Origin of the sequence: Mycobacterium ulcerans subsp. shinshuense, assembly GCF_002355775.1 — a bacterium.
In the GTDB taxonomy this organism is placed as follows: domain Bacteria; phylum Actinomycetota; class Actinomycetes; order Mycobacteriales; family Mycobacteriaceae; genus Mycobacterium; species Mycobacterium marinum.
Window position 1 is genome coordinate 4234072 of the sequence record NZ_AP017624.1, and the last position, 12590, is coordinate 4246661.

Annotated in this window: 8 protein-coding genes and 3 pseudogenes; 6 read left to right on the forward strand and 5 right to left on the reverse strand. The window is 62.7% G+C overall.

Going from position 1 to position 12590, the window contains the following annotated elements:
- Nucleotides 1-447: 447 nt before the first annotated feature.
- From SHTP_RS18895 to SHTP_RS18905, 3 genes are all read right to left on the reverse strand, one after another.
- Nucleotides 448-1623 (reverse strand): aromatic ring-hydroxylating oxygenase subunit alpha, encoded by a 1176-nt coding sequence (locus SHTP_RS18895; RefSeq protein ID WP_420866613.1) that lies wholly within the window; start codon nucleotides 1621-1623, stop codon nucleotides 448-450.
- A gap of 536 nt (nucleotides 1624-2159) precedes the next feature.
- On the reverse strand, nucleotides 2160-2351 hold the full coding sequence (locus SHTP_RS18900; protein ID WP_011741528.1) for a ferredoxin: 192 nt from the start codon (nucleotides 2349-2351) through the stop codon (nucleotides 2160-2162).
- A gap of 17 nt (nucleotides 2352-2368) precedes the next feature.
- A complete protein-coding gene (locus SHTP_RS18905) occupies nucleotides 2369-4774 on the reverse strand; it encodes a CaiB/BaiF CoA-transferase family protein (RefSeq protein ID WP_096371445.1) in 2406 nt (801 codons plus the stop codon).
- A gap of 97 nt (nucleotides 4775-4871) precedes the next feature.
- On the opposite strand from SHTP_RS18905, the gene SHTP_RS18910 reads away from it, so the two are divergent.
- The 3 genes and pseudogenes from SHTP_RS18910 to SHTP_RS28195 form a co-directional block, all read left to right on the forward strand.
- Entirely contained in the window at nucleotides 4872-5693 is an 822-nt protein-coding gene (locus SHTP_RS18910) for a FadR/GntR family transcriptional regulator (protein WP_096371446.1), read from the forward strand.
- A gap of 744 nt (nucleotides 5694-6437) precedes the next feature.
- Nucleotides 6438-7703 carry a cytochrome P450 gene (locus tag SHTP_RS18915; RefSeq protein ID WP_096371447.1) on the forward strand — a complete coding sequence of 422 codons (1266 nt, stop codon included), beginning with the start codon at nucleotides 6438-6440 and terminating at the stop codon, nucleotides 7701-7703.
- A gap of 89 nt (nucleotides 7704-7792) precedes the next feature.
- A pseudogene (locus tag SHTP_RS28195) lies at nucleotides 7793-8077 on the forward strand (MFS transporter); the annotation flags it as partial.
- 16 nt (nucleotides 8078-8093) lie between these two features.
- Here SHTP_RS28195 and SHTP_RS18925 read toward each other — a convergent pair.
- Nucleotides 8094-9296, reverse strand: coding sequence for an ISAs1-like element IS2404/ISMul1 family transposase (locus tag SHTP_RS18925; protein ID WP_420811895.1), 1203 nt, complete (start codon nucleotides 9294-9296; stop codon nucleotides 8094-8096).
- Between SHTP_RS18925 and SHTP_RS28200 the strand changes: the two genes are divergently transcribed.
- Together SHTP_RS28200 and SHTP_RS28205 are read left to right on the forward strand one after the other, a co-directional pair.
- Complete coding sequence (locus SHTP_RS28200) at nucleotides 9214-10200, forward strand: MFS transporter (protein WP_420872918.1); 987 nt, start codon at nucleotides 9214-9216, stop codon at nucleotides 10198-10200. The genes SHTP_RS18925 and SHTP_RS28200 overlap by 83 nt on opposite strands.
- A gap of 36 nt (nucleotides 10201-10236) precedes the next feature.
- Nucleotides 10237-10668 carry an MFS transporter gene (locus SHTP_RS28205; RefSeq protein WP_197706198.1) on the forward strand — a complete coding sequence of 144 codons (432 nt, stop codon included), beginning with the start codon at nucleotides 10237-10239 and terminating at the stop codon, nucleotides 10666-10668.
- A 122-nt stretch (nucleotides 10669-10790) separates the two neighbouring features.
- Here SHTP_RS28205 and SHTP_RS18935 read toward each other — a convergent pair.
- A pseudogene (locus SHTP_RS18935) lies at nucleotides 10791-11225 on the reverse strand (LLM class flavin-dependent oxidoreductase); the annotation flags it as partial.
- Nucleotides 11226-11366: 141 nt separating this feature from the next.
- Here SHTP_RS18935 and SHTP_RS18940 point away from each other — a divergent pair.
- Nucleotides 11367-12571: pseudogene (locus SHTP_RS18940) on the forward strand (ISAs1-like element IS2404/ISMul1 family transposase).
- Nucleotides 12572-12590 lie beyond the last annotated feature (19 nt).

Genomic DNA, 12590 nt, shown 5'->3' on the forward strand with positions numbered 1-12590 from the left:
TCGATACTACTGCGCGGCACACCAACTCATCGGCCGAGGATGTAGCCATTTTGTCGCGATCCCAGAATCCCCTAGCGCATGCGTGCCGTGCAGAAGGCGGGCAGCCCAGCCGGCGCCAGAACACCACCAGGTTATCGTCACGATGTACTGCCTGAGGCATTTCTTCTCGCGGTCCGGGGGGCCGATGTGAAACCCGTCCGGGTGCGGGGCAATGTGCAACCCGAAGCCGCTGTGCTGACGTAGGTACCCGCGCTCATCGCGTTGGGGTAGCCGGGCCGACAGACAATCTCACCGACCATGCCGGTAGGCAGTCCGGTGCCGTCGTCGTCGACGATCCGGACGTCGAAGTTCGGATTCGGCCGTGCCGCACGCCGGTCGCGCACCGCCGGGACCGTGAAGCGATCGACTCCGAGATCAGACGGACCGAAGGGCCCGCTCAGCTGCCGATCAGGCTTTCGACGCGGCTGGATCGGGCAGGCCGTCGGCGGTGTATCCGAAATCGGCGGGCGAGGTTTGCGCCCCCGGGTAGAAGCGGTGCGCCCAGCGACGAAGGGCGGCATAGTCGCGCGCCTCTTCGGGAGCCAGGTTCGGCTTCTCCAGGTATTTCATGTTCTCCCAGGTGAAGAAGTCTTGTTTGATGACTTCCTGCTGCAGCGCCAGGAACCTTGCGGCGCGACCGGTCGGTACGTCGCCGGCGTCGCCGGGTTCGCGGATGGAAGCCTGGGTGTAGAAGTAGTCGGTGTAGTCCTCGTCGACCGGTGTCTGTCCGGTGACTTGAACGGTGGCCACCAATTCGCTTGGAAAGCGCACAATGCCGAGGCCCAGTGAATAGTTGTCGTAGACGATCTTCGCATCAACCGGGCCATTCGGGGTCAGCCATGTCTTGGTCCGTCCGCCGCCGAAGTTCGCATTGACTGTCGCGTGCAGGTGATAGCCGGAGACCTCGAACGAGGCCGTGTTGGCGGGGCTGGCCGCCTTGTGCACGTATTGAACGTGGTAGGGGTCCGCGGCGTTCTCGATGATCATCTGCGGATGCACCTTGACCCGGTTGAGCATCCGGGTATGTGGGTGCAACGGGTAGTACTCATTTGTTTCCAGCTCGGGCAGCACTGGCGGCTGCCAGTAGGGCGGCCGGCCGTGGCGCTCCTGCCAGACCAGGATAAAGCCGTACCACTGGATGCTCGGGTAGCTGCGGATTCGTACGTTCTTCTTGCAGCCGATCTTGCTGTAGGGAATCAGCGCGTTGGTGCCGTCACCGCGCCACTGCCACCCGTGCCATGGGCAGACGATGTGTTCACCCTCGACGGTGCCGCCGACGCCCAGGTTCGCGCCTAGGTGCTGACAGTAGGCGTCCAGCGCATGCACCCGTCCCGACGCGGTGCGGAACAACACCAGCTCTTCACCAAAATAGTGCACTCGCTTGACTTCGCCGGCACCCAGCTCGGATGAGAACGCCACGATGAACCACCCCATCGGGAACCGGTACGGCGACAGCGCGATGCCGGAGGGACCGAATTCTTGTTCGGAGAGTTCTTCGGCCGAGTTTGAGGCCGAGTTCGAGGTGGAAGGCGCCACAAGGCCTCCGTTTCCCACGCGGCCAAGCGGCAACCGAGCCGCGCTCATGCTTCGTGGTCCGACGACTATGCCTATTTTTACTATTTTAGGCACCACACGTCAACGCGGGAGCGGACCGGGCAAGGCCGCTGTCCGAACAGGGTAGGCCCCGGCGCCGCGCGACGCGGCGGAGTCATTCACTCTCGCGCGTCCGGCTCTCGGTTCTCTACCACTGTGCAGCAATCCGTTTCGGAATCGGCTCAGCGCCACCTTGCCGGCCTACAGCCCCCGATGGCGCCCCCTTCTTTGGCAACCGCCCAAGAGGCACCGCAGTTGCAGACGTTGGTACCGTCAGCGCTTTTCGACTCCCGCTGAGCGGCAGCGACATGTGTCTGATGTGGCCGAGTTTGAAGGTACGGACGGCAAAGTCTGCACCTGCCCTACGGGGGCGCGAGGGCGATGAGATCAATCCATGCGGGGTTTCGCGTATCGAGTGCCGCCAAGCCCCCCCAGGGTGCGGAGTCATCCAACTCTGCGCTTCACCCAGCTCGGAGCACCTTCAATGACTGCGATGCGGCCGCTCCGGGCGCACGGTAGTTCGGACGTCAGTCGATGAGCCGCAGTGCGGCTTTCGGGCATTGGTCGACGGCAGCGTGCACATCGATCTGACGATCCGCAGGCACCGGGCCATCGGCGATCTGCACCACGTCAGCATCTCCGAGCGCAAAGATGTCCGGGGCGAGCGATTCACAGAATCCATTCGCCTCACACAAGGTCTCGTCAACGATCACTCGCATCGGCTACTCCTTTGCCATCAGACGCCCTTGGGACGGGTCCCGATTACCTCACCGGCCCTGAGTCGCTCCAGTTCGTGCTCGTTCAGCCCGCACCGATCCCGCAGGATCTCCTTGGTGTGCTGGCCCAATGTTGGCGGCGGGCGCCGTAACCATTCGCTCTGGCCGGCCAGCCGGGCGAACGGCGGCGTGGGATAGAGCATCGGGCCGGTGCGTGGGTGGAGCAGCCCCTCGAAGAACCCGCGGCCGCGCAGTTGCGGGTTTTCGGTCACCGACGAAGGCGACACGACGGGCGCGGCTGGAATACCGGCTGCGGCCAATAATTCCACTGTCGAGTCCCGCGGCTGGATGGCAAACCATTCCCGCAACATGCCGTCGACTTCGTCGGCGCGATCTCGCCGCCCGGCCGCGATAGATAAGCCCGCATCGCACCACGGCGGATCATCCATCAGGTCAACCAGTGCCCGCCATTGCCGGTCGTCGCACACGCTGACCGCGATCCAATGATCGTCGTCACCGGCACAGCGATAAATGTTCTGCAACGCCCCGCCTAGGCCACGATTACCCCTTCGGCCCAGGGTAGTCCCGAACATCTCGAACTCGATGGGCTGAACTGCGGTGGTGTTCAGTACCGCTTCGACCATCGGCAGTTCGACCTGTTGACCCAACCCGGTTCGGTCGGCAAAGCTCAGCGCGGCAAGCACTGCAAAAGCGGCATGGACACCGGCCAGCGGGTCGCAGGCTCCCCGCGGCGTTACCGGTGGCGCGTCGGACAATCCGGTCAACCAGGTCAGGCCCCCGATCTGTTCCATGGTGGGAGCGAACCCGACCCGTTCGCGCCACGGGCCGTCCAGTCCGAACGCCGGCATCCTGGCGACAACAAGTTTGGGATTGGCCTGCAGCAGCACGTCGGCGCTGAGACCAAAGTGGTCCATTACCCGCGGCGAGAAGTTCTCGATAACCAGATCGGCATCGGCGATCAACCTCAGGAACAGACCGCGACCTTCAACCGAGCCCAAATCCAGTGTTACCGAACGCTTGTTGGTGTTCATTGCATGGAACACCCAGCCGTATTCCCACCAGTCATCCACGTCGGTGCGCATGCCCCCCGAATAGCGAATGCCATCCGGACGCTGAATCGACTCGATCTTGACGACGTCGGCTCCGAACGCCGCCAGCAGGTGGGTGGCGGCGCGGCCGGCCCAGAAAGCGGTGAGATCGATGACGCGAACCCCCTCCAGCGGCAGGCCTTGGTCTACCGGCTTGGGCTTGGATTCGGCCGCGGACCAGCGGGGCTCGTCGTCGACGTCCGCACCGGGCGCAGCGGTGCGTCCAACCGGCGCCGGGGCGCAGCGCGACATCAACCACGGCGGGCGAGGCTGGTGAAAGCCCGCGGGATTTTCCACGAAGACCCCACGCGCGGTGATGTGGTCCATGTTGCGGATGGTGGCACCGTTGCCCAACGCCGCGATGGGTAGCCGGAAGAGCTGTCCCAGTTCGACGATCTCCTCGACGGTTCGTTCGGCCATCCAGGGACCGATCGATTCTCGGATCAGGTCCCGGTAATCCCATCGGCCGATCTGGAAGCACAACTGCGGAATATCTTCCAGTTCGGGGCATTCCACCATCGCGCAGAAGTCGAGCCACTGCTGACCGGTGACCATGGTGATGCCGACGTAACCGTCTTTGACGGGCACGATGGAGGGGACCTCGAGGGTGCGTCGAACCGACGGAACCTGCAGCAGCTGCGAATGCAGCCATTCGCTGCTCTGCATCAGCGCCATCGCCTCGAGCATCGACAAGTCAAGGTGCTCCCCCGGACCGCCACGTTCGACACGGCGACTTATAGCCAGCGCACCGAATGCGGCGAACGCGCCGCCCATGTACTCGCCCAGGTCTCCGCCGATCGAGATGGGCGGTCCAGCCGGATCACCGCGAAAGCCAGGCGAGCCCGCCCACGCCTGCAGGGTGAACTCGCTAGCGGCACGCTCAGCGAACGGACCGGCCCAGCCGAAGTCGGAGATCGTGACGATGATGGCCTGCGGCGAGTCAGCAAGCAATTGCACCGGATCGATGCCCAGCCCCCCGGCCTGCGAGCGCCCGGCGGTGACGATCAGAACGTCTGCTGCGGCCAGCTCGGCGCGGTAGCGCTGCGAATCCGGCGCCAGGGTCAGGCTCTGCTTGCCGGCGTTGAGATAGCAGTACAACGGTGCGGCTGGCGCACCTTCTGGCACCGGAGCACAGCTCGCCGAGTAGGTCCTTAGCGGATCACCTTGTGGCGGTTCAATTTTGCGCACATGGGCGCCCGCATCAACCAACAGCTTGCCACAATAGCTACCGGCCATGCGGTCACTGATCTCGAGTACGTGCAACTTGTCCAGCGGGGTTGGTCGGCCCTCAGACCCATGACTCACGCCGCCGAGCATAGTTCTATCTATGCCATCACTGCTAAGATAGCTAAGCAAATCGAGTTCGCGGAGCCAGCGGCCGTGCGCTCCCCCTGTTGCCTAGCGCGAGGACCGGATGACCGCCTTGGGTATTGGCCCTGACCCCCGACGCAGACTGTCAGCACCGAGAATTGCCGAAATAGTAGCCGACGAGTTGCGCCGGCAGATCATCGACGGCGAGCTTGCCGACGGCGACCTGCTGCCACGCCAGGAAGTGCTGGTCGAACAGTTCAACGTCAGTCTGGTTTCCCTGCGAGAAGCGCTGCGGATCTTGGAAACCGAGGGATTGGTTTCGGTTCGACGGGGCAATCGTGGCGGTGCGGTCGTGCACGCACCGGCCAAGACCAGCGCCGCTTACATGCTTGGGCTGCTCCTGCAGAGCGAGTCCGTGGCCGTGAGCGACCTCGGCGCGGCGTTGCAGGAACTCGAACCTGCCTGTGCCGCACTGGCGGCGCAGCGGCCCGACCGGGCCGACACGCTGGTGCCCGAACTCAAACGGGTCAACGAAGCCATGTCTGAGCACCTCGACGACGGCGCGATGTTCACCGAGATCGGCCGGCAGTTCCACGACCTCATCGTGCGCGGCTGCGGCAACCACACCATCACCGCGGTGGTCGGCAGCCTGGAGACGCTGTGGACCAGTCACGAACAGCAATGGGCGGACGAGAGCGCGGCCCGCGGCACCTACCCGTCACTGGCCAAACGCCGCGCGGTACTCAATACGCACATCAAGCTCACCGAGACGATCGCCGAAGGCGACGTGGACCGAGCCCGACGCATCGCCGGCCGGCACCTGGCCGACACCCAGACCTACGTCCTGTCGGGTCGCGCCGAACAACGCATCTACGCGCTTTCGCCCCAGGCATTGTCTCGCCCGCGTGATATGCGCCGTCCCTGAAATCCTGACGCCCTGCGAAGCCGCGTTGGCTACCGGTACCGAACCAACTCGTCCACGCTGCGGCAATCACGGCTTCAGGACTGGTGACCAAGCCCGCTCCTATCGCAACTGCGGTTGATGCGCCACGACGAACAGCGCCGACCAACCCCAAAAATGTCTGACCCTGCCTGGCCACCGCCCAAACACCATCGGGATGGCCAGGCATTACCAGGAGATCTACAGGAAACTCCCAGGGGCAGGGAAGCCACCCACACTTCTGCCAAACTGCGCGCTGCCGGCACCGACCACCCGCGCCACAACGGCACGATCGAGTGGTTGCGAAGCACATCAAGATCTGCCCAGATAGGACAACATCGGCCTCTTTGATTCTCGTGCCGCGGAGTGCATCTCGGAATCCGTCGCGGTGTCGCGGACACTCGAGGCTGGATTTGCCCCGTGACCATGATCGGCTTGCCATGACCGAGCCGGTCGGAGCGGGGAGCACGCGCCCCAGCTGACAATGCCTCGCGCGCGAAGCCGAGAAAAGTATTCGATGGGTTCACTTTTTGTCCTACATGTCGCATCATTGACGAAACCGGCAATTAATAGAAACAATTAACAACCATGGAAACAGTGTTAGCAGTTCATAGTTCTTCCGTGAGTTGACCGGCTCCCCCCTCCCAGTCGCTCGGAGCGCAGCCATGACCGAACTAGTTGCCGCCGCCGCAGTACCCCCCCGCCGTCAGGCTGCCCCCGGAGTTCCGAATGCCGAAGGCGCTGCAGGCCATTACCTACGTTGCACTACGCCGTTGGCTGCTGTTGCGATTGGCGCGCCGCTACGGAAAAGTATTCTCGGTCAACTTGCCGCTCTATGGCCATACCGTGGTCGTCGGTGACTCCCTACTCGCTAAGCAAGTCCTAGCCACCAGCCCGGAGGAGCTGGGCAGCATCGAGCCCAATCTCGGCCGGCCGTTCGGCCCGGGGTCGATTTTCTCCCTGGACGGTGAGGAGCATCGGCAGCGCCGGCGTCTACTGATGCCGCTGTTCCATGGCAACCTCATGAAGTCGTACGAGTCCATCATCGAAGACGAGACGCTTCGTGAAGTCGCCAATTGGCCCGAGGGCCAGTCGTTTCCCGCCATGCCCGCGATGGCTCAAATCACACTAGGTGCCATCTTGCGCGCCCTCTTCGGGCCCGAATGCGCCGAACTCGATGAACTACGGCGACTCGTTCCGCCATGGGGCACTCTCGGCTTGCGGATCGCATTGCTGCCCAGGCCTAGACGAGACTACGGCCGCTACAGTCCGTGGGCAAGGCTGGCGGAAATGCGCCACCAGTGTGAGATCGTCATCGAGAAACTGATTGAAGCGGCTCGGACCGGGCCCAATCTAGCCGAACGAACCGACGTGCTCGCGCTGATGCTGCGCAGCTGCTACGACGATGGTTCGGCCATGTCGCACAACGATATTGTCGATGAACTGTTGACAATGATGGCCGCAGGGCATGAAACCACTGCAGCTACGCTCACCTGGGCGTTCGAGCGGTTGGGCCGGCACCCCGATGTGCTGGCGGCCCTGGTTGAGGAGGCCGACCGGGGCGGTCGCGCCCTCCGGCAGGCGACGATCCTGGAAGTCCAGCGGACCAGGCCGGCGATCGATCGAGTAGTTCGACGCGTCTGCTCGCCCTATTACCGGCTCGGTCAATGGGTTCTGCCCCAAGGGTATTCGGTCCACCTTCATATCGAACAAGTTCAATCCGATCCCGAGGTATTTCCCGACCCGGAGCGCTTCGATCCGCATCGCCACATGGGGGGCAAGCCATCGTCGCTCGGATGGATCCCATTCGGTGGCGGGACTCGCCGCTGCATCGGGGCTGCCTTAGCCAATCTGGAGATCGACGTGGTGCTACGCACGGTATTGCAACACTTCACCATCGAACCCAATGCGGCACCTGACGAGCGCTGGCACAACCGCGGGATTGCATTTACGCCGAAGGACGGTGGGCAGATTGTCGTACACCGACGCCACTAGACCGCAGGCGACATCCGCTTGCTCTCAACAAGTTCCGAACCCTGCGGATCACCCCTAGACAGCTGCGGCCAAGAGAGGCGATTACTGCGATGGTTCAGTTATCCAACGCCGTGCGGCGCGCCAGATCAACAACATCGGCCCTCCTCGGAAGCCCGGCAGACACGCAGAAACCCTGGTATGCCCTCTGGGCATTGATGGTCGGCTGGTTCATGATCGGCTTCGACATCACCGTCGTCATGGTCGCCAACCCGAGCATCAAGGTTAGCCTCGACGCCGATTACAGCAAAGTGATCTGGGTAACCAGCGCATACTTGCTGGCGAGCACGGTGCCGCTACTAACGACCGGCCGGCTCGGTGATCGGTTCGACCCCAGGGCTCCGGCGTTGTTGATTAGCAGGCTTGTGAGCTGGGGAATTGTGGATTGAGGAGGTCTAGGCGGCGGTTGGCGGTCAAAGCGGTGATCCGGCAGGCTTCGGCGATGTTGTCGGCGCCGTTGAGGCGGTGCAGATTGATCGCGGTGTTGCGTAGCGTTGCTAGGACCTGTGCGCCGTTTCCGGTATGTGCCCTTTGACGGTCTTCGTCGAAGGTGACGTCGCGTATCCAGTGCAGGCTGTTCTCGATTCCCCAGTGTTGACGCATCCAGGTCATGATCGCGGTAGGGCGGGCGTGCTCGAACGGCAGGCTGCAGATGGCATAGACCACCTCCACGCTGCGCTGGTCGGTGGCGGTGATCAAGCGTTCACGAGTGATCCGGATGATTTGTTTTGCGTAGGGGAAGCCGATTCCTCGTGCAGCGGTGATGATTTGCAGGGTGCGGGTCTCGACACGGCCGTGGCCGCGGGAGTCGTCGGTAGCGGCTGCGGGCACCTCGGCCCAGGGCAGCGCGGTGATACGCGCAAGTATTTTGGCTTGGTTGGACTTGACGATCATCAGGTAGTGCGACTTCAAGGTGGCGCAGATCAACTTCGCGGTGACGACCTGGGTATGCATCGCATCCACGGTGACCAGCCACCGCAAGCTACCCGGCAGCAGCGTGAGCAGGGCACGTACGCAGGGAATTTCATTGCTTTTCTCGGCGACAGCGAGTTGACCGAGCACCAATCGGGCACGGTGGGCGAACACCGACACGAGATGCGTGGCTGTCGCTTTGGCGCGTAAAGCACCACGCAGCATCTTGCCGTCCAACGCGATCGGCACCAATCCACTGGGGTCGCTGCTGGCCACGTGTGCAGTGAAGTAACTGCCCATCCTGGCGTTGAGGTCGGCGGGGTCTAGCCGAGACAAAACAGCGCGGAAGGTCTTCTCACTGGGCCGCCGGAACCGGACCCCTAATTGGGCCAACACATCATCGGGAGCGGTGGCCGCCCATGTGGCAAAACCAGCATAGCCGCGCATCCCCGCGGCAGTGGCCAGAACCGCGATCGCCAACAAAGCCATCAGCGAATACCTCCGACCGCGTGGGCCCCTCGGGTCTGGCACCGAGGCCAACACATCGAGAAACTCCGATCCGATGAGCTCGCTGCGCTCACCAGGACTCCAGCGGTCGAACACCTCTGGAACCGACGACACAGGCAATACTGAAACGGTAGGCACGGGCAACTCCAGACCAACGACGAACAGTAACCAACTCGATCGTTCTCCAGATAGCCCGTGCCTACACTCCGGCCCCAATAGCGCGGCACCAAAGATCATCAACCCAGCTCACAAGCCTGCTAATCAACAACGCCGGAGCCCTGGGTTCGGCCCGAAGAAAATGTACTTGATCGGCCTCACGATATTCACCGTAGGCTCGTTGTGGTGTAGCTTGTCGCAAGGCGTGACAATGCTCATCGGCGCGCGAGTCGCGCAGGGCCTCGGTGCCTCACTGCTGGCCCCACAGCTACTGCTGACGATTACTCAGATATTCCCGCCACAGCGCCGGGGTATGGCGTTGGGCATCTCGAGTGCCATCGGTGGCCTCGCCCTTCTCGTGGGCCCGTTCGCCGGCGGTGCGCTGGTCAGCGGGCTAAGTTGGCAATGGATCTTTCTCATCAATGTCCCCATCGGAATTTGTGGGCTGATACTCGCGGCGTGGTTCATCCCGGCGGTGCCCACCCAGGCTCGCCAGTTCGACCTGCTCGGCCTCGGGTTGTCCGGAATCGGCATGTTCTTAGTCGTTTTCGCCCTCCAGCAGGGGCAATCCGCAAGTTGGGCACCCTGGATCTGGATCATGCTGCTTTCGGGCGTTGTGTTCATGGCGCTATTCGTTTATTGGCAAGCAATCAGCTCTGGTGAGCCATTGATTCCGCTACGAATCTTCGGCAATAGGGAGTTTGCCTGGTCCAGTCTCGGGATCGTCGTTTACGGCCTCTTGATCATGGCGCTGGGACTGCCGACAATCTTTTATGCGCAGATGGTCTGTGGACTATCCCCGATGGGAACGGCACTGCTGTGTTCACCCATGCCAATCGCGGCGTTTCTGGTTACGCCCATAGTTGGCAAGATCGTGGATAGATGAAATCAGCGGCCGGTGCTCGGGTGCGCCTTCGCCACGGTGGCAGTAGCGTTGGCGTGGCTGTCGTTCGAGATGGTCCCCGATACCTCGATATCGCATTTGATAATGCCGACGATCGTGCTGGGCCTCGGGCTCGCGTTCATAAGGCCAGCACTGACCGCTACCGCTACCCGCAAACTGGCGCCCCAGCTGGCCGGCGCCGGCTCGGGTGCGTACAACACAGCGGGAAGCCTCGGCCAGCTGCTGGGTAGTGCCTCGATGGCCGCATTCATCGCATCGCGGACCGCGGCCGAGATGCCGACCCCTTCCGATAGCGCGCAGCTACCCGCGCTCCGGGAAGCCGAGAAGACCGGTGTGCAACTGGTCGAGTCTTTGCGGGAGCCCTTCGCGGCCGTGATGTCGCAGTCAATGCTCCTGCTGGCGTTGATCGCGCTGATCGGCATGGCCACCGCATTCTTCATTGCCGACTGAACCCCGATTCACCGGTATCGATCAACGCCCCGGCCTCGACGTCCAGTTCGGCGCGCGCTGTGGATGGTTCCCCCTGCCGCCTGTCGGTGCCCTCAACAAAGCCCACCGGCCCCGGGTCACGGTCAACGGGGATCCGCAAACTCCTTGATGACAGATTCGCCGAACTCGGCCAACGTATCCGCAGCCGCGAAGTCGGCGAACCAAACGTAGAACCGTTGGACTCCCTGCGCGGCCAGGCCGGCAAAGTGTTCGATCATTTCTCCGGCGCCGCCGCAGACCAACCCCGTCCCAAGGTGAGCGAATCTGCGGGTGCTCACTTCACGCACGCTGGCCGAATCTTCACCGCTACGGACAAAGCCCACCATCTGTTGAACCGATATTCGGGCTGACCCAACCGACGAGGCCAACCGTGCCAATCGGTCGAGCTGGTTCGCCTGAAGATTCCACCAATCAGCGTACTGTGCAACGAGTCTCATCATTCGGGGCCCGCTCCCGCCCAACAGCAGCGGAATCGGGTACCAAGGCCGGGGGCGTTGAGCTTCATCGGTGTCCCCCCAGGGCTCCGGCGTTGTTGATTAGCAGGCTTGTGAGCTGGGTTGATGATCTTTGGTGCCGCGCTATTGGGGCCGGAATGTAGGCACGGGCTATCTGGAGAACGATCGAGTTGGTTACTGTTCGTCGTTGGTCTGGAGTTGCCCGTGCCTACCGTTTCAGTATTGCCTGTGTCGTCGGTTCCAGAGGTGTTCGACCGCTGGAGTCCTGGTGAGCGCAGCGAGCTCATCGGATCGGAGTTTCTCGATGTGTTGGCCTCGGTGCCAGACCCGAGGGGCCCACGCGGTCGGAGGTATTCGCTGATGGCTTTGTTGGCGATCGCGGTTCTGGCCACTGCCGCGGGGATGCGCGGCTATGCTGGTTTTGCCACATGGGCGGCCACCGCTCCCGATGATGTGTTGGCCCAATTAGGGGTCCGGTTCCGGCGGCCCAGTGAGAAGACCTTCCGCGCTGTTTTGTCTCGGCTAGACCCCGCCGACCTCAACGCCAGGATGGGCAGTTACTTCACTGCACACGTGGCCAGCAGCGACCCCAGTGGATTGGTGCCGATCGCGTTGGACGGCAAGATGCTGCGTGGTGCTTTACGCGCCAAAGCGACAGCCACGCATCTCGTGTCGGTGTTCGCCCACCGTGCCCGATTGGTGCTCGGTCAACTCGCTGTCGCCGAGAAAAGCAATGAAATTTCCCTGCGTACGTGCCCTGCGTCACGCTGCTGCCGGGTAGCTTGCGGTGGCTGGTCACCGTGGATGCGATGCATACCCAGGTCGTCACCGCGAAGTTGATCTGCGCCACCTTGAAGTCGCACTACCTGATGATCGTCAAGTCCAACCAAGCCAAAATACTTGCGCGTATCACCGCGCTGCCCTGGGCCGAGGTGCCCGCAGCCGCTACCGACGACTCCCGCGGCCACGGCCGTGTCGGGACCCGCACCCTGCAAATCATCACCGCTGCACGAGGAATCGGCTTCCCCTACGCAAAACAAATCATCCGGATCACTCGTGAACGCTTGATCACCGCCACCGACCAGCGCAGCGTGGAGGTGGTCTATGCCATCTGCAGCCTGCCGTTCGAGCACGCCCGCCCTACCGCGATCATGACCTGGATGCGTCAACACTGGGGAATCGAGAACAGCCTGCACTGGATACGCGACGTCACCTTCGACGAAGACCGTCAAAGGGCACATACCGGAAACGGCGCACAGGTCCTAGCAACGCTACGCAACACCGCGATCAATCTGCACCGCCTCAACGGCGCCGACAACATCGCCGAAGCCTGCCGGATCACCGCTTTGACCGCCAACCGCCGCCTAGACCTCCTCAATCCACAATTCCCCAGCTCACAAGCCTGCTAATCAACAACGCCGGAGCCCT